Source organism: Mesorhizobium sp. M1B.F.Ca.ET.045.04.1.1, from assembly GCF_003952465.1.
Classification (GTDB): Bacteria; Pseudomonadota; Alphaproteobacteria; order Rhizobiales; family Rhizobiaceae; genus Mesorhizobium; species Mesorhizobium shonense.
Window position 1 is genome coordinate 2,654,385 of the sequence record NZ_CP034448.1, and the last position, 18,316, is coordinate 2,672,700.

Sequence of the window (18,316 nt, forward strand, 5' to 3'; positions counted from 1 at the left end):
CAGGTCACTCCGAGCGGAAAGAGGACAAATCATGCCAAATACGAGTGGAGCCGACGAGGCTCTCAATCGCATCAACGCGAATTCCAGGCCGTCCGAGCTTCGCATCACCGACTTGCGGGTGGCCGAAATCGTCGGCGCGCCTTTCACCTCCGCGCTGCTCAAGATCTACACCAACCAGGGTATCGTCGGGCTTGGCGAGGTGCGCGACGGCGCCAGCGCCACCTTTGCGCTGATGCTAAAGAGCCGGCTGCTTGGCGAGAATCCCTGCGACATCGACCGCCTGTTCCGCCGCATCAAACAGTTCGGCGGACATGGGCGGCAAGGCGGCGGCGTGTCGGCGGTCGAGATCGCGCTATGGGATCTTGCCGGCAAGGCTTATGGCGTGCCGATCTACCAGATGCTCGGCGGCAAGTTTCGCGATCATGTGCGCGTCTATTGCGATACCGACGCGGAGAAGCCGAGCGGCACCGAAACCGGAAAGCGCCTCGAGGAGCGCATGAACCGCGGTTTCACCTTCCTCAAGATGGACTTGGGCTTAATGCAGATCGCCCATATCCCGGGCGCCGTGGTCGCGCCCGCCGGCGTGCTCGAAGGGTTTCACGGCAATCCGCGCGGCCGCGGCGGCTCGTTCGAGGAGCGCAAGGCCCGCAACCTCGCCTATGACGCGCAGAACGTGCAGCACCCGTTCACGGGCCTGCATTTCACCGAAAAGGGGATCGACCTGCTCGAGCAGTATATCCACGAGGTTCGTGAGGTCATCGGCTACGAGATCCCTTTAGCCATCGACCATGTCGGCCACATCTCGCTGCAGGACGGCATCCGCCTCTCGCGCCGCATCGAGAAATACGTCCCTGCCTGGCTCGAGGACGTAATTCCCTGGCAGTATACCGAGCAGTACCGACTGCTGCAGCAGGCGACCTCGGTGCCGATCTGCACCGGCGAGGACATCTACCTCAAGGAGGCCTTCGAGCCTCTGCTCAAGAGCGGCGGCCTTTCCGTCATCCACCCGGACCTGCTCACCAGCGGCGGTATCCTCGAGACCAAGAAGATCGGCGACATGGCGCAGGACCACGGCGTCGCCATGGCCATCCACATGGCGGAAAGCCCGATCGCCGCGATGGCCGCGGCGCATGTCGCGACCGCGACCGAGAACTTCATGGCGCTCGAATACCACTCCGCCGATGTCGACTGGTGGGACGACATCGTCACCGGCCTGCCCAAGCCGCTGGTGAAGGACGGCTTCATAACCGTGCCCGACAAGCCGGGGCTGGGCATAGACGATGTGGTCGACGAGGTGATCAGCCAGCATCTGCAGCCCGGTGTCACGGGGATATGGCAATCCACCGAGCATTGGGACAATGAATATAGCTGGGACCGGACCTGGAGTTAGCCCAGACCCGTACCCTCATTCCCCCCAGGCTCACAGGGCCAACGACCGACCATTCGCGTCGACCTCTCCCAAGGGAGAGGCGAAGAAAGAAACGGACGAAACCATGATCTACGAACTGCGTATCTATGACTGCCTGCCGGGCAGGCTGCCGGCTTTGCTCAAGCGCTTTTCCGACCAAACGCTGGCCATCTGGGGGAGGCATGGCATCCGCCAAGCCGGGTTTTTCACCACGGCGATCGGCGAAAACAGCAATCGCCTCACCTATTTCCTCGCCTGGGAATCGCTGGCCGAGCGTGAGGCGAAATGGGCGGCTTTCGTCACCGATCCGGCATGGCACAGGGCCCGGGACGAGTCTGAGCGCGACGGGCAGATCATTGCCAATATCAGCAGCCAGTTGCTCACGCCGACAGCTTTCTCGTCTGTGAAATAGGACTGCGCCATGAAGATCACCGACCTGCGCTGCGCCGTCATCGGCAAGCACCCCATCGTTCGCATCGTCACCGATGAGGGGCTCTATGGCCTCGGCGAAGTCGAGTTCACCAAGACCTACCTCAAACCCTTTGTGCTGCATTTCCGCGAGGCGCTGATCGGTGAGGATCCGACCGACGTCGAGCGGGTGATGTTGAAGATCCGCCAACGCGGTTCTTTCAAGCCCTATGGCGCGGCGGTAAGCGCTATCGACCATGCGCTGTGGGACATTGCCGGCAAGGCAGCGGGCGTGCCGGTCTACAAGCTGCTCGGCGGTAAGGTGCGCGACAAGGTGCGCGTCTATAACGGCTCGATCCGCCGCAAGCGCACGGGCGACCGGCCGGAGGATTACGCCGCCGACGTCAAATGGATGATGGAGCAGCCGCAGAACTTCTTCATGATCAAGCAGGGAATCTCGTTCCACTCCAACATGAAGGACTCTGTCGAGGGCTTCCATTACGGCGTTACGCAGAAGAAGGCCGGCTATCACGGCGCCATGGATCAGGGCGTGATCAGCGAGCGCGGCTTCAATCACATGCTCGACTGCGTCATCGCGATGAAGGAAGTGCTGGGCGACAAGGTCAGCCTGGCGCTCGACTGCGGCCCGGGCTGGATGCTGCCCGACGCGATCAAGTTCGCCCGCGCGGTCGAGAAGTACAATTTGATGTGGCTCGAGGACATGCTGACCGGCGACTATGTGCCGTGGGTCAATCCGCAGGCCTACCGGGAACTGACCACCTCAACCTCGACGCCGATCCATACCGGTGAGCAGATCTACCTGCGGCACAATTTCAAGGAGCTGATCGAGACGCAGGCGGTGCGCGTCATCGGCCCCGATCCCGCCGATATTGGCGGCATTGCCGAGCTCAAATGGGTCGCCGAGCACGCCTATATGCACTCGATCCTGATGGCGCCGCACGGCACAGCGAACGGCCTGCTCGGCCTCGGCGCGTTGATCAATGTTTGCGCCACCTTACCCGCCAATTACATCGCCTTCGAATACCCGAGCGCCTCCGACCCCTGGTGGGAGGACCTCGTCATCGGCCTGCCGCAGCAGATCGTGAAGGACAGCATGGTGGACCTGCTGGAAGCGCCGGGGCTAGGCCTCGATATCGACGCCGAAGCGGCCAGAAAATATCTTAAGGAAGAGGATGCGGGCTTCTTCGACTGAACCACTTACGACCCCTCAAGATGCTGGTGAGGCAACGCAGCAGAAGCGCCATTCTGGGCAATTGATTGCGAGTCCGCCCGAAGCGACAGGCGAGTGTCGGCAGGCCGACCATTTTCAAATGGTCAACACACGAGCCAAGGATGCCGCAGCCTCCGTACCAGCCAAGCCGAGGTCGCGGACGCTACTCATGTGATTGGCCCCCGCAAGGCTGGTGCGTGAAACGGTCAGTCCTTGCTTCTCCAGATGCTCAGTGAAGGCTGCAGCCTGGCTATGGAAGGGTGGAGTCTCATCGGCTCCGACCGAGATCTCGACGGCCACGGATCGATCAAAGCGATGGTCGATCGGCGAAAGTCGACCTGCCTCGTCATCCGTGATCGCGATCTCACCGGCGAGGAAGGAGGTTTGCAGGGGTCTCAGGTCGTAAAGCCCTCCAAGCAGCATGGCAGCTCTTATGCCTGATGGCCGGCTGCCGTCGTTGAAGAGCATGGTTGCGAGATGCGCCCCGGCCGAGTGACCGCTAACGGTGAGCAGCCCGGGATCGCCGCCGTAATTTGCAATTTGCTCGCCCACCCAATTCCTGGCGCGGCGCACCTGATCGACGATCGTAGCCATCCTCACCGCAGGCATCAGCGCATAGTCGACGATGACTGCGATCGCTCCCGCATTCGTGACGGTCTGCGCGACATAGGAATAGTCGCGCTTCGAGAACATGCGCCAGTAGCCGCCGTGAATGAACATGTGCACCGGCAATCGATCGCGTCTGCCCTGCGGAAAAAACAGGTCCGCGGTTTCGATGGGGTCCGGCCCATAGGCGACATCGGGGACCATTGGAACTTTCGCCCTGGTCTCCGCGCTTCTGCGGACAATCTCGGCGACGATGTCGTCGAACTCGACGACGTGATCACGGATGCGGAACGGATCTTTCGGCATCTCTCTGCTCACATCGTCACGGCGATGTATTTCGCCTCCATGAACTCGGCTATGCCGTGCTTCTGTCCGCCTTCGCGTCCCAGCCCGCTCTGCTTGACGCCGCCGAACGGCGCCGCAGGATCCGACATCAGGCCACGATTGAGCGCGATCATGCCGGACTCGACCTTCGACGCCACGCGCATCCCCTTTGCCAGGTCGCTCGTGTAGATGTAGGCGGCCAGGCCGTATTCGGTATCGTTCGCCTTTGCGACTACTTCCGCCTCTTGTTCGAAGCGGCTGATCGGCGCCACCGGGCCGAAAATCTCCTCATGCGCCATGGCTGCACCAGCGGGGACATCGCTCAGCACCGTTGGCGGATAGAAATAACCTCTGCCTGCAGAAATTGCGCCGCCGCACAGGATTTTCGCGCCGCGGGCAACGGCGTCCTGGACGAGGCGATCGATCTTGTCGACCGCCTTCCTGGTGATCATCGGGCCGCATTCGGTTTCCCAATCCGTGCCGGGGCCGACATTGAGCGCGGCCATGCGTTTGGCTAGCCCGTCAACGAAGGCGTCATGGATGCCGGCCTGCACGTAGAGCCGATTGGCCGCCGTGCAGGCTTCGCCGGCATTGCGCATCTTGGCGATCATCGCGCCGTCGAGAGCGGCCTCCAGATCGGCGTCGTCGAAGACGATGAACGGCGCGTTGCCGCCAAGCTCCATCGAACAGGAGATGACGTGTTTTGCCGCCTCGGCGAGCAAGACCCGGCCCACGCCGGTGGAGCCGGTGAACGAGAGCTTCCGCACACGCGCGTCGGCCAGCATGGCCGCCGTCACCGGGGCGGGGTTCGAGGTGGTGATGACGTTGACGACGCCGGGCGGCACGCCGGCCTCTTCGTAGAGCGCTGCAAGCGCATAGGCTGTCAGCGGCGTCTCGCTGGCGGGCTTCAGGATCACGGTGCAGCCGGCTGCGAGCGCCGGCGCGATTTTGCGAGTCGCCATGGCTGCCGGGAAATTCCAGGGCGTTATCAGAACGCAAATGCCGATGGGCTGGTAGTCGACGACGATCCGGTTTGCGCCCGACGGCGCAAGGCCAAATTCGCCGCTGATACGAACCGCTTCCTCCGCGTTCCAGCGGAAGAACTCGGCCGCATAAGCGACTTCGCCGCGCGCGTCGCGCAACGCCTTGCCGTTCTCCAGGGAAATCAGCGCGGCCAACGTCTCCGCCCTTTCGGTCATCAGCTCGAAGCAGCGCCGCAGGATTTCGGATCGCCTGCGCGGTGGAGTCTCGCGCCAGCCCGGTGCTGCCTGGGCCGCCGCATCGACCGCGGCAGCGGCGTCGGCGAGCGTGGCATCGGGAACCGCCGCGATCACGGCTTCGGTCGAAGGGTCGACCACTTCGATGACGCGGCCGTCCGATGAGGGCCGCCATTTGCCGCCGATATAGAGCCCGTGGGAGAACGTGGTGTAGTCGGACATGTCAGCATCCAGGTCGAATAGTTCCGGGGAGATGTTCATTGGGTGCGCGCTCCATCCTTCACATGGCGCTGGCAGCCATGTCGCCCTCATAGGCAGCCCTGACCAACCGCCGCATCGCGGCAATGTCGAACGGGCGGGGATTGTTCTTGATCAACCGGTCGATGCCGAGCGCCTGCTCGGCCGTCCAGTCGATCTTGCCCACGGGAAGGCCCAGTTCGGCCAACGTCCGCGTGATGCCTATGGCGCTGAACAGTCTGGCAACTTCGCCGATCGCCGCGTCTGCCAGTCCATTGGCGTTGCCGTCCTGGCGAGGCAGGCCGAGAGCAGCGCCGACCTCGGCGATTTCCGCAGCCGCGGTGGAAAGATTATAGCGCATCACATAGGGAAGCATGGTTGCGACGCCCAGCCCGTGCGGCGTGTGGGTGAGCGCGCCGACCGGATATTGCACCGCGTGTGCGGCGGCGGTTCCCGCCGTGCCGAAGGCGCAGCCGGCGGCCAGCGCGCCCATCATCACGTCGGCGCGCGCGTTCTCGTTCGACCCGTCACGACAGGCTGCTTCGAGGCTGCGGCCCAAAAGTCTGATCGCCAGCAGGGCGAAATGATCGGTCAGCGCGCTCTTGCCGATGAAGACATGTCGTTGCGGCAGATCGGCATCGGCGCCGCGTTTTGCGGCGGTGAAGGCTTCGATCGCATGCGTCAGCGCGTCGGCGCCGGCGATGGCGGTCAGGGAGGGCGGGCAGGTCGCCGTCAGATCCGGGTCGCAAAGCGCCACCGCGGCAATCAGATGGGGGCTGGAGATGCCGACCTTGAGCGTCCGCTCCGGATCGGAGATCACGGCGACCGGTGTCACTTCGGAGCCGGTGCCGGCCGTGGTCGGCACTGCAATCACGGGGAGGGTGGGACCCGGCACCTTGAACTCACCATAGTAGTCCTGGAGCTCGCCGCCATGGCTGAGCAGAAGCGCGGCGCATTTGGCCATGTCGAGGCAACTGCCGCCGCCGATGCCGATCACCATGTCGGGCTTGAAGTCTTTCGCCCCCGCAATGCAGCCGCCCACGCTGTCGCGGGGAACGTCAGGCAAGGTCTGGTCGTGGACGAGCGTGTCGACATGGGCAGCCTCCAACCCGACGAGGATTTCAGCGAACTCTGACGTCTTCGAGAGACGTTCGTCGGTGCAGATGAATGCGCGGCTGCCATATCGCGCGGCAATGGCCGGCAGCGCATGGCGCTGGCCTTTACCGAACAGGATTTCGCGCGGCAGGCGCGCGGCGGCAAACAGGGTCATGGACTGATGTCTTCGAAACAGATTGATGGCTAAGCTATCGAGTTCGTTGCAGGCCCACTTGGTGACACCTGCCTGGTGACAAGGGCCTGCCCTCGGCGTCAGGTTTCATGCTGGGTCCGTTGAGGCCAGCCAACGTCCAGAAAGGATCTAGCCCATTCATTCGTATCCTCTATTAAATCGTATAGGATATAGTATTGAATTGACCCAAGCATCGTGGTAGGGCTTGCTCCTGTCAAGAGGCAATACGATGCAGAATCCCGACCTGACGGTTGACAATGAAGGCCGCACGAGCGGCCGCATCCAGCGAGCCAACAGTCTGGCCGGGGATGTCTATGAAGCAATCTTCGCGCAATTGATGTCGCTGAGGATTGCTCCGGGATCGCGGATCACCGTCGACAATCTGGTCAAGGAATTCAACGTCTCTCACACGCCTATCCGCGAAGCGCTCGGCCGGCTGGAAGGGGAGGGGCTGGTGGTGAAGACTCACCTGATCGGCTATCGCGCCGCGCCGCAAATCACGCGACGCCGGTTCGACGAGCTTTACGAGCTGCGTCTTCTGCTCGAGCCCGCTGCCGCGGCCAAGGCCACGGCAACGCTGGATGACGAGCGTCTTGCAATCCTGCGGGAAGCGGCCGGCGTCATGGCGCGGCGGGTGGGAAAGGACGAGCGCCTGCGCTATTCGAATTTTGCGCGGCAGGACGCGATCTTCCACGACAAGATCATGGAGTTCGCGCAGAACGAGCTGATCCGCGAGACGCTGAACCACCAGCATACGCACTTCCACATCTTTCGCCTGATGTATCATTCGCGCGTCACCGAAGAAGCGCTGGACGAGCACGAGGCGATTCTCGCTGCCTTCGCCGCGGGCGATGCGGGCGCCGCCAAGAAGGCGATGCGCGTGCACATTGAGAATTCGCGGGACAGGCTCCTGCCCGCCTTCGAGTAGGCGCGTCCCGCGCCTTGCCACTTCCAAATCGAAAAGGACAAGTCATGCCAGCCAAGAAGATACTGATGCTGACCGGTGAATTCACCGAGGAATATGAAATCTACGTCTATCAGCAGGCGATGGAGGCGGTCGGCCACACGGTCCATGTCGTTTGTCCCGACAAGAAGGCAGGCGACCTGATCAAGACCTCGCTGCACGACTTCGAGGGCGACCAGACCTATACCGAGAAGCTCGGTCACTACGCGCTGATCAACAAGACGTTCGCGGATGCGGAGAAGCAGCTCGATCAGTACGACGCGGTCTATTGCGCCGGCGGCCGCGGACCGGAATACATCCGCACCGACAAGCGCGTTCAGGCGATGGTGCGCCATTTCCATGAAGCCAGGAAGCCGATCTTCACGATCTGCCACGGCGTGCAGATCCTGATCGCGGTCGACGGCGTGGTGCGCGGCAAGAAGGTCGGGGCGCTGGCGGCCTGCGAGCCGGAAGTGACGCTTGCGGGCGGCACCTATATCGACCTGTCGCCAACCGAGGCATATGTCGACGGCACAATGGTCTCGGCCAAAGGCTGGACCGCTCTGGCAGCCTTCATCCGGGAATGCCTGAAGGTGCTCGGCACGGAAATCCGGCACGGCTAGACCGTGATTTCCATGGCTTGCGTTGATGGCGGTAGCGGAGGCCCGCTACCGCCGATTCCCCCGACGGGAAGAGCCTGTGTTTGGTCTGGAGTTTGAGCGAACCCGATCAGCTTGATCTCTAACAGGCATGCTCTCGCGCCGCGCGGAACAGCGTGGAGATGCTGTTCGCTCACCTCAAGCGCACGGTGTGGGCTGTATCGCTTACGACTACAAGCAATGATACCCGAGACCAGTTCCATCTGGCAGCAGTCGCCGCCCAAGACCTCTGGAAACTCGCAAGGGTGATCCACGTGCAGTTCGCCGCTGATCGCCGAGGCACTTCATCCATTCCTTCACCAAGACCCTCGGGTTGCCCCGCATCGCCGCCTGGTTGACCTCAGGCTCGATTTCGCCGAGCGGCTGCCATAGCAGCGGTCGCTTATCTCCGCGGATTTTCCAGCCAGAGCCATTTGACTGTAGCCATGAAGAAGCACAGGCGCATCGCACCCACGCAACTGCGCGCCTCAAGGTGAATCCTCTACCGCAATGCTTAAATCTATATTATCCTTGCTGAACAATGATGTGTCGCATTGGAGTAACCCGACGCTTCAGATGTTGCTGCAAAATGGTAGGAAATCGGATTTTTTACAAAACTCCGCACTTTTTTGAAATACGCGACTACCTTTATATGCCTTTGTCCAGTTGGCGGTCTCGATTCTTGAAGGTTATTTTAGAATTTACTAAAAGGGGCATGCATGGTTGGGTTGACCTGCGACAGGACGATCCACGACAACGTTGAAGCCGGCAATGGCACCGGCGACCCGAGATTGAATGCCGACAGCCGGCATCGCGAACGCGCGTCATCCCAGGCGCGTCCGGAATGCCGACTGGAAGGGCAGAGGCGCGGGCGTCTTTTCTCGCGCTTTCAGCGCGGCGGCCGTATGACCAAATGGAAGGGCGAGGCCGCCAGTTATGCGCCGAAGATGGTGCAGGTTGCTCTACGCGCGGCTAGCGTGGCGCGGCTTCTTCCGTTGGCGCTTCTGACGGGACTGGCCGCCAGTCCGGCAAGCGGCGCGGACAAGTACTGGGACATCAACGGCAACACCACGGGGCTCGGCGGCAGCGGCACCTGGAACCTCACCAATCCGTTCTGGAACTCGAGTTCTACCGGCACCGGAGGCACGGTGACGGTGTGGGACAACGCGGCGCTCGACAATGCCATCTTTGGTAGCACGGCGGGCACTGTCACGCTCGGCGTGCCGATCACCGTGCACAACATCACCTTCAACAGCGCCTACACGATCACCGGCAGCACGCTGACTCTGGCCGGGGCGACTCCGACGATCACCGAGAACGCCGGCGGGGTGAACTATTCCATCAATTCGGTCCTCGCCGGAACTAACGGCGTGACCTTCACCGGCAATACGTTTGGCGGCGGCGGCATCATCCTTGGCGCCACCAATACGATCACCGGCGGGATCAATATCAATGGTCTGTCGGTGGCCGTCTCGGCCGCCAATGGCCTCAACGGCGCGAACAATGTCGTCACCGTCAACAACGGTGGCGTTCTCGTTGTCAACAGCAACTCGTTCGGTGGCGATACCGCGGCCTCGCGCCTCGTCCTCAATAGCGGAGCCCGGTTCAACATCAGCGGCACGGTGGCCCACGACGTTACCCTGACCGGCGGCACGCCGCGAATCGAGACGAGCGCCGCCGGCACATGGAATGGCGTTCCCGTGCTTACCACCAACAGTCAGCTGCGGCTCGCCGGCGGCACGCTGAACGTTACCGGCAACCTGTCCGACACCGGCGCGAACGTGCTGTCGCTGCAGACCGAAGGCGGCGCCGTGCATTTCTCGGGGAATCTCGGCTTCTCCGGCGACTTCACCCTGGCCGGCGGGCAGGCCTGGTTCGACGGCGGCGCTCACACCTACACCGGCGACACCATCATCACCGGCGGCAGTCTGCTGCTGAATTCGGCCGGCACGCTTTCGCCCAACACCAATATCCGCTTCGCGGGCCATCCCACCGCGAACACGGCGGTGGTCTGGGGCACCAACGTCGTGCCCAGCATCACGCTTCCTGTCGGCACCGGCGACGGCCAGATCAGCTGGGCCGGCAGCGGCAACGGCAGCGGCGGCTTCTACGCGCTTAACAACCAGTCGGACGTGACGGTCAACCTGGGCGGCGCTTCCGCGCCGCTGACCTGGGGCGTCGGCGGATTCGTGCAGACCGGCCAAAGCCTGATCCTGGGCACGAACGCCACCGGCGCCACCGCGCGCCAGGTCGACTTCCAGAATCCGATCGACTTCAACGGCGCGGTGCGCACGGTGCGGGTGGACAATGGCAGCATCACCGACCACGCCCTGCTGAGCGGCCAGCTTACAGGCACCGGCGGGCTGCAGATCGTCGGCAGCGGCGCGCTGGAGCTGACCAACACGAGCAACAGCTATTCCGGGGCGACGGTGGTCGGGGACGCGGTTAACCAGAATCAGGGCGCCCTGATCCTGAACGCCGCCGGCACACTGCCAGCCAGTTCCAACCTGCAGCTCAACGGCAATTCCGCCTTCTGGAGCTACAGCGGGACGACATATCTGACCGCCGCCAGCGGCCCCTTCACGCAAGCGGTGGGCACGGGTGGCGGTGAGGTGCAATGGACCGCCTCCGGCGGTTTCGGCGCGATCGGCGGACCGCGCACGGTCAACCTGTTCAGTGACGCCCGCACGCTTACCTGGGGCAGTGGGGGCTTCGTGCCGACCGGACAGGTGCTGCGCTTCGGCGGCAACTTCGCCAATTCCACCGTCAACTTCCAGAACGGCCTCGACCTTGGGGCGAGCGATCGTGTGATCTCCGTCTCTGAAGGTCAGGGCGCCGGTTACAGCAATACTTCCGAACTGGAGGTCAACCTCAACGGGGTGATCCAGGGGACCGGCGGGCTGGTCCTGGTCGGCAATGGCGACGCGGCGCTGAACGCGCTCAACACCTACAGCGGAACCACCTGGATCGGCGGCAACACTGTCGGCGGTACAGGCGACAGCATGTGGGTATGGGCCAACACCCTCGCCGACGCCGGCACTGCCAGCTCGCTCGGCGCGGGCTCGACCGTGGTTCTGAACTCGCATGTGGGCGGCCTGATCTACACTGGCGGCGCCACCAGCACCAATCGCACGCTGGCGCTGAACCGAACGGCCGGTGCGGTCCACCACCTCTTCAACTACGGCAGCGGAGCGCTGACCTGGACCGGCAACATCACCACCACCGGGTCGGGCCAGAACGACCTGCGGCTGGGGGGCACCTACGCCACCACCACCGACGCCAATGGCGTCGCCGTCGCTCCCAACGTGGTTTCCGGGGTGATTTCGGACGGCAGCGGCGTGACCCGCGTCAGAGGATGGAATAGCGGCTCTTACGTGACCGGCGAGGTCTGGCGCCTGACCGGGGCCAACACCTTCACCGGGGAGCTGAGCCCGGACGGCGGCGTCTTCGAGGCGACGACGATCCGCAACGCCGGGACGGCTTCAGCGGTCGGCGCAGGGAACCTGATCGCGGACTTCCGCGGCTTAGACGGCACGTTGCGCTACATTGGCAGCGGCGACACCAGCAACCGGCTGTTCTACGCCTGGGGCAATTCCCACCTTGAATCCTCCGGCACCGGTCCGCTCGTGCTCACCAATACCGGCTTTGTAGTCACCCAGAACGGCGGATTCACTCATTGGCTGGGCGGCACCAACACCGGCGACAACATCCTGTCGGCGACGCTGGTCGACAGTCCTACGCCGGTGGAGTTCACCACGAGCTGGTTCCGGCTGGGCAAGGAAGGGCCGGGCCTGTGGGCACTGGCGACCAACAACAACGCCCAGGCCAACGCCTACTCGCACAACACGATCATCAACGGCGGCGCGCTGCGGCTGGACAACGCCGGAGCAATCACTGGCGGGCTGGGCGTCACCTCATCCCATGGCGCGACCGGCTCGAGTCAGCGCAGCAGCATGGTCCTCTTCCAGGGCGCGGCCGACAATACGGCCGGCGTGCTCGGCCTCACCGCCGCCAGCGGCGGCTTCTTCCGCGGTACAACAACCGTGGGCCAGGCTTGGCAGAACAACAACGGCACCACTGTGGGTGTCGATCCGGACGGCGTCGGCCCGCTGCCACCCAATGGCATCGAGGTGCTGGACGACGACAACTACGTGCAAGGTGTGCGCTGGACTGGTTCGGGCGGCTTCGCCGCGTGGGACGGCACGCAGGTGGTCAACCTGTTCGCCGACAGCCGTGAGCTGAACTGGGGCAGCGGCGGCTTCGTGCCGACTGCTCAGAACCTGGTGTTCGGCTACCAGACCGCCGACGGCACGGTCGACTTCCGCAATGGCATCAATCTCGGCAGTGCCAACCGCACGGTCGAGGTGCGCGACGGCCTTGCCGATGCCGATGCCGTCATGAGCGGCGTGCTGCGCAGCATCAACGTGCTGGGCGGCCTGACCAAGACTGGCGCGGGCACGCTGATACTCGCCGGCAACAACAGCTACACGGGGGCAACCACCGTTCAGGCAGGCGGCCTCATCGTCAACGGCAACCAGTCCGCTGCCACCGGCCTGACCACCGTCGCAGCCGGTGCCCTTCTCGGCGGCAGCGGCACGATCGGCGGCAGCGTCTTGGCAAACGGGGCCACGATCAATCCCGGCAATATCGGCAGTGCACCGGGAACCCTCGCCATCAACGGCGGCCTCACGTTGAACGGGGCATCCACGCTCAACTACAATTTCGGCCAGGCGAATGTTGTAGGAGGCGCGCTCAACGACCTCATCAGCGTAGGCGGCAATTTAACGCTCGACGGCACGCTGAACGTCACGACGACCGGCGGCGGCAGCTTCGGTCCGGGAATCTACCGCGTCGTCAACTATAGCGGCGCGCTGACCAACAATGGGTTGACAATCGGCACCATCCCGTCCCCCGACTACTATCTCCAGACCTCGGTCGCCAACCAGGTGAACCTGGTGAATCTCGCCGGCCTCAACCTGAGCTTCTGGGACGGCCCGACGCTTCCCAGAAACAACGGCGTCATCAACGGCGGCAGCGGCACCTGGATCCTGAACAACAACGAGAACTGGACGACGGCCGACGGCACGATCAACGCGCCCTACCAGAACGGCTCCTTCGCTGTGTTCACGGGCGGCGCGGGAACGGTGACCGTAGACAACAGCCAGGGCCAGATAACCACGCAAGGCATGAACTTCGCCACCAACGGCTATGTGATCACGGGCGGCGACCTCACGCTGGTTCCCGACATCATCAGCGGCACCTCCACTACGATCCGCGTCGGCGACGGAACGGCGGCCGGCACAGCCTATGTCGCGACCATCAACTCCAATCTGGCCGGCAGCACCCAGCTCGTGAAGACCGATCTCGGCACGCTCGTGCTCACCGGAACCAACGCATATACCGGCGGCACGGCGATCAATGGCGGCACGCTGCAGGTCTCGGCCGACACCAATCTCGGCGCCGCCGCCGGCGCGCTCACCTTCGACGGCGGCACGCTGTCGAACACTGCTTCCTTTACCTCGGGACGCGGCGTGACGCTGCTTGCGGGTGGCGGCACCTTCCGGACCGATGCCGACCTGACGCTGACCAACGTGATCGGCGGAGCAGGCGCGCTCACCAAGACAGGCGCCGCCACGCTGACGCTGACGGGCACGAATACTTATGCGGGCGGCACCTTCATCGATGGCGGTGTGCTATCCGTCTCGGCCGATGCCAATGTCGGCAACGCAGCAGGGCAGCTCACCCTCAATGGCGGCACGCTGCAGAATACGGCGGCCTTCGCCTCGACACGCAACGCGACGCTCAATGCGGCCGGCGGCACGTTCGAGACCGACGCCAATCTGATCTGGTCGGGGACCATTGACGGAGCGGGTGGGCTCGCCAAGACCGGCGCCGGCATTCTGACCCTCACCGGAACCAACACTTACACCGGTGGAACGACAATTTCGGGCGGCGCCGTGATGCTAGGCACCGGCGGCACGACCGGGTCAGTCGTCGGGAACGTCGTCGACAACGGCATCCTGATCTTCAACCGCTCCGACCAGGTGACCTTCAACGGCACCATCACCGGTTCGGGACAAGTGGTTCAGGCCGGGGCGGGCACAACGGTCCTTACCGCCAACAACAGCTATGCCGGCCCGACGACGCTTACCGGCGGTGGCCTCTACATCAACGGCGACCAATCGGGCGCGAGCGGCGATGTCTTCGCCAACAACAACACCACGCTCGGCGGCAAAGGCATCATCGGCGGCAATGTCGTCCTCAACGATACAGCAGCCTTGTCACCCGGCGATCTCGGCGCCGCGCCCGGCACGCTGACGATCCGTGGCGATTTGTCGATCCTGGGCAATGACTCTCAGCTCAACTACAGTTTCGGCCAGGCAAATATTGTCGGTGGGCCCTTCAACGACCTGACCCAGGTCCAGGGCGATCTCGTGCTGGACGGCACGCTCAATGTGACGGTCTCTCCTGGGGCGTCGTTCAGCCCGGGCCTCTATCGGATAATCGGCTACGGCGACAACCTGACCAACAACGGCCTGGATGTCGGGACGATCCCATCTGCGGGCTTCTTCGTCCAGACGTCAGTCGCCAACCAGGTCAACCTGGTCAACACGGCAGGTCTCCCTGTGAGCTTTTGGGACGGTGCGGCCGGCCCGAAGTTCAACAGCGCGGTGAACGGCGGCGACGGGATTTGGCAGAATTCTGCTGGCAACGACAACTGGACCGACAGCACCGGCGTCGTCAACGCTCCCTACACCAATGGCGCATTTGCCATCTTCGCCGGCACGCCGGGTACGGTGACGGTGGATAACAGCCTCGGTCAGGTCACCGCCTCAGGCATGCAGTTCGCGACCGACGGCTACCTGATCGAGGGAGGTGCCATCAACCTGGTTGGCCCGCAGTCGATCGTCCGCGTCGGTGACGGAACGGCGCCGGGTGCAGGCTATGTGACGACCATCGAATCCGCTCTGGCTGGCAACACCCAACTCGCCAAGACCGACCTCGGCACGCTCGTGCTCACCGGCACCAACACCTACACCGGCGGCACCGCGGTCAACGGCGGCACCCTGCAGGTCTCTGCCGATACCAATCTCGGCAATGTGACCGGCGGCCTGTCGTTCGACGGCGGCACGTTGCGGAACACAGCCGCCTTTAGCTCGGCGCGCGGCGTGACACTCAACGCCGGCGGCGGCACGTTTGAAACCGATGCCGATTTTACCTTCTCAGGGACAATCGGCGGAGCTGGTGCGCTCACCAAGGCCGGCACCGATGCGCTGGTTCTCACCGGAACCAACAGCTACGCCGGCGCGACCACCGTGGCGGCCGGCACCCTGATCGTGAACGGCAATCAGAGCGGAGCCACGGGACTCACCACTGTCGGCGCCGGTGGGACACTCGGCGGCACGGGCACGGTCGGCGGCGCCGTCACCGTCGCGAGCGGCGGCACGCTTTCGCCGGGAGACCTCGGAGGCGGCGTCGGCACGCTGACCATTCGCGGCGATCTATCGTTGAACAGCGGCTCGATATTGAACTACAGCTTCGGGCAGGCGGATGCGGCTGGCGGTGCCCTCAACGACCTGACGACAGTCGGCGGCAATCTCGTTCTCGACGGCACGCTCAACGTCCGCGTGAGTGCGGGCGGCACCTTCGGGCCAGGCGTCTATCGCGTGTTCAGTTATGACGGCACGCTGACAAACAATGGCCTGTCGATTGGGGCGATCCCGTTGCCGGGCGCCTTCGTCCAGACTTCAATCGCTCACCAGGTGAATCTGGTTAGCACGGCAGGGCTGACGGTGAACTATTGGGACGGGGGTGCGGGTCCGAAGAACAACAGCATGATCGACGGCGGCGACGGCATCTGGCAGAGCTCGACCGGCAATGACAACTGGACCGACGGCACAGGCACCGTCAACGCGCCATACGCGGACAATGTATTCGCGATCTTCGCAGGCGGATCTGGCACTGTGACTGTGGACAACAGCCTCGGCCAGGTTGCGGCCCCAGGTATGCAGTTCGCCACCGACGGCTACGTCATTCAGGGCGGCGCCATCGGCCTGGTCGGCCCGCAGTCGACGATCCGTGTTGGCGACGGCACCAATGCCGGCGCGGGGATGACGGCAACGATCGCTTCCGCTCTCTCGGGCGGCGCGCAGCTGGTGAAGTCGGACCTCGGCACGCTGGTCCTGAGCGGTCTCAACAGCTACACGGGCGGCACGGCGGTCAATGGCGGCACGTTGCAGGTCTCGCAAGACGCCAATCTGGGCGATGCCGCCGGCGCGCTCAGCTTCGACGGCGGCACGCTCAGCACGACAGACAGTTTCGCGACATCTCGCGCGGTCAACGTGATGAGCTCGGGCACGATCTCGGCCGCCGCCCACACGACCTTGACCCTGAATGGGGTGCTCTCCGGCGCCGGCGCTTTGACCAAGAGCGGATCCGGCACGCTGGCGCTGACGGGCGACTCTTCCGGGTTCACTGGCACGACCGCGGTCGGCGGCGGCACGATCAATGTGTCGGGGAGCCTGTGCGGCGACGTCAATGTGCTTTCCGGCGGGCGCCTTGAAGGCACCGGCACCGTCTGCGACACCACCAACGCCGCGGGCGGCACGATCGCCGCCGGCAATCCGGGTGTGCCTGGCACGCTCACCATCGCCGGCAATTACACCGGCAGTGGCGGCACGCTGGAGATCGAGACCGTGTTCGGCGGCGATGCTTCCGCCACCGACCGGCTGGTCGTCACCGGCAACACCGCCGGCACCACCAGGCTCAAGGTCGCCAATCTCGGCGGCGGCGGCGCGCAGACGGTGGAAGGCATCAAGATCATCGATGTCGGCGGCGCCTCGGCCGGCACCTTCTCGCTCGCCGGCGACTATGTCTTTGAGGGCGACCAGGCCGTGGTCGGCGGCGCGTATGCCTATCGGCTCTACAAGAACGGCGTCAGCACGCCCGATGACGGCGACTGGTATCTTCGCTCGGCGCTGATCAATAATTCGCCGCAGCCGCTCTATTCGCCGGCCGTGCCGATCTACGAAGCCTATCCCGGCGTGCTGCAGAGCCTGAACGAACTGGGCACCCTGCAGCAGCGCGTCGGCAATCGCTCCTGGACCGGCGCAAGCCAGGGCGCCGACGAGATCGGCAGCGTGCCGACGCAGAGCGCGATCTGGGCCCGCATCGAGGCGGCGCAGACGCGGCAGAGCCCTGACAGCGCGACAACCGTCTCGGCTTACGACGTGACCACCTGGAAGCTGCAGTCGGGCTTCGATGGCCTTCTCTACGAGGACGCCACCGGCACCCTGCTCGGCGGCCTCACCTTCCACTACGGGACGGCCTCTTCCGACATCTCCTCGATCTACGGTGTCGGCTCCATCCGCGCCACCGGCTATGGCTTCGGCGGCACGCTGACCTGGTATGGCGACAATGGCTTCTACACCGACGCCCAGGCCGAGGTGACGTGGTACGACAGCGACCTGAAGTCCGCAACGCTCGGCAGCGACCTCGCCAAGGGCAACAACGGCTTCGGCTACGCGCTGAGCATCGAGGCCGGCCAGAAGCTCGCGCTGCAGGGCAAGTGGACGCTGACGCCGCAAGCCCAGCTCTCCTATTCCTCGGTGCGCTTCAACAGCTTCACCGATCCGTTCGACGCGGCGGTGTCTCTGAGCGGCAGCGATGTGCTGGTCGGCCGCGCCGGCCTGTCGCTGGACTATGAGGATGCCTGGACGGGCGCCCAAGGCAAGGTCAGCCGCTCGCATCTCTACGGCATCGCCAACCTCTACTACGACTTCCTCGACGGCAATGACGTCGATGTCTCGGGGGTTGGCTTCCCCGAGCACGATCAGCCGCTGTGGGGCGGCCTGGGTGTCGGCGGATCGCTTTCCTGGGCCGACGACCGCTACACGGTCTTCGGCGAGGCCTTCGCCAAATCGAGCTTGAAAAACTTCGGCGACAGCCGCGCGATAGGTGCGAAGCTCGCTTTCAGTGTGAAATGGTAGATGCCAGCCCGCTGCAAGGCAGAGTTT

The 18,316-nt window shown here is 64.0% G+C and carries 9 protein-coding genes; 6 read left to right on the forward strand and 3 right to left on the reverse strand.

What is annotated here, in order from left to right; translation table 11 throughout:
- Positions 1 to 31 precede the first annotated feature (31 nt).
- The 3 genes from EJ071_RS13025 (at position 32) to EJ071_RS13035 (ending at position 3,029) form a co-directional block, all read left to right on the forward strand.
- Positions 32 to 1,390 (forward strand): mandelate racemase/muconate lactonizing enzyme family protein, encoded by a 1,359-nt coding sequence (locus EJ071_RS13025; RefSeq protein ID WP_126098230.1) that lies wholly within the window; start codon positions 32 to 34, stop codon positions 1,388 to 1,390.
- A gap of 103 nt (positions 1,391 to 1,493) precedes the next feature.
- Positions 1,494 to 1,820, forward strand: coding sequence for an NIPSNAP family protein (locus EJ071_RS13030; protein WP_126098231.1), 327 nt, complete (start codon positions 1,494 to 1,496; stop codon positions 1,818 to 1,820).
- Between the two features lie 9 nt (positions 1,821 to 1,829).
- Complete coding sequence (locus EJ071_RS13035) at positions 1,830 to 3,029, forward strand: mandelate racemase/muconate lactonizing enzyme family protein (RefSeq protein WP_126098232.1); 1,200 nt, start codon at positions 1,830 to 1,832, stop codon at positions 3,027 to 3,029.
- A gap of 114 nt (positions 3,030 to 3,143) precedes the next feature.
- Here EJ071_RS13035 and EJ071_RS13040 read toward each other — a convergent pair whose 3' ends face one another.
- The 3 genes from EJ071_RS13040 to EJ071_RS13050 all read right to left on the reverse strand — a co-directional run bounded on the left by EJ071_RS13040 (position 3,144) and on the right by EJ071_RS13050 (position 6,701).
- Positions 3,144 to 3,857: an alpha/beta hydrolase gene (locus EJ071_RS13040; protein WP_348628140.1), complete on the reverse strand. Its 714-nt coding sequence runs from the start codon at positions 3,855 to 3,857 to the stop codon at positions 3,144 to 3,146.
- Positions 3,858 to 3,967: 110 nt separating this feature from the next.
- On the reverse strand, positions 3,968 to 5,455 hold the full coding sequence (locus tag EJ071_RS13045) for an NAD-dependent succinate-semialdehyde dehydrogenase (protein WP_126098234.1): 1,488 nt from the start codon (positions 5,453 to 5,455) through the stop codon (positions 3,968 to 3,970).
- A 19-nt stretch (positions 5,456 to 5,474) separates the two neighbouring features.
- Positions 5,475 to 6,701, reverse strand: coding sequence for an iron-containing alcohol dehydrogenase (locus EJ071_RS13050; RefSeq protein ID WP_126098235.1), 1,227 nt, complete (start codon positions 6,699 to 6,701; stop codon positions 5,475 to 5,477).
- Between the two features lie 247 nt (positions 6,702 to 6,948).
- On the opposite strand from EJ071_RS13050, the gene EJ071_RS13055 reads away from it, so the two are divergent.
- From EJ071_RS13055 to EJ071_RS13065, 3 genes are all read left to right on the forward strand, one after another.
- Positions 6,949 to 7,647, forward strand: a complete 699-nt coding sequence (locus EJ071_RS13055) for a GntR family transcriptional regulator (protein WP_126098236.1) — start codon at positions 6,949 to 6,951, stop codon at positions 7,645 to 7,647.
- A 44-nt stretch (positions 7,648 to 7,691) separates the two neighbouring features.
- Entirely contained in the window at positions 7,692 to 8,285 is a 594-nt protein-coding gene (locus EJ071_RS13060; RefSeq protein WP_126098237.1) for a DJ-1/PfpI family protein, read from the forward strand.
- A 734-nt stretch (positions 8,286 to 9,019) separates the two neighbouring features.
- Positions 9,020 to 18,289, forward strand: a complete 9,270-nt coding sequence (locus EJ071_RS13065; protein ID WP_126098238.1) for an autotransporter outer membrane beta-barrel domain-containing protein — start codon at positions 9,020 to 9,022, stop codon at positions 18,287 to 18,289.
- Positions 18,290 to 18,316 lie beyond the last annotated feature (27 nt).

Excerpts from the sequence above, each read along its gene's own strand:
- EJ071_RS13025 (WP_126098230.1), top strand. The coding sequence starts at position 32 with ATGCCAAATACGAGTGGAGCCGACGAGGCTCTCAATCGCATCAACGCG.
- EJ071_RS13030 (WP_126098231.1), top strand. The coding sequence starts at position 1,494 with ATGATCTACGAACTGCGTATCTATGACTGCCTGCCGGGCAGGCTGCCG.
- EJ071_RS13035 (WP_126098232.1), top strand. The coding sequence starts at position 1,830 with ATGAAGATCACCGACCTGCGCTGCGCCGTCATCGGCAAGCACCCCATC.
- EJ071_RS13040 (WP_348628140.1), bottom strand. The coding sequence starts at position 3,857 with ATGGTCCCCGATGTCGCCTATGGGCCGGACCCCATCGAAACCGCGGAC.
- EJ071_RS13045 (WP_126098234.1), bottom strand. The coding sequence starts at position 5,455 with ATGAACATCTCCCCGGAACTATTCGACCTGGATGCTGACATGTCCGAC.
- EJ071_RS13050 (WP_126098235.1), bottom strand. The coding sequence starts at position 6,701 with ATGACCCTGTTTGCCGCCGCGCGCCTGCCGCGCGAAATCCTGTTCGGT.
- EJ071_RS13055 (WP_126098236.1), top strand. The coding sequence starts at position 6,949 with ATGCAGAATCCCGACCTGACGGTTGACAATGAAGGCCGCACGAGCGGC.
- EJ071_RS13060 (WP_126098237.1), top strand. The coding sequence starts at position 7,692 with ATGCCAGCCAAGAAGATACTGATGCTGACCGGTGAATTCACCGAGGAA.
- EJ071_RS13065 (WP_126098238.1), top strand. The coding sequence starts at position 9,020 with ATGGTTGGGTTGACCTGCGACAGGACGATCCACGACAACGTTGAAGCC.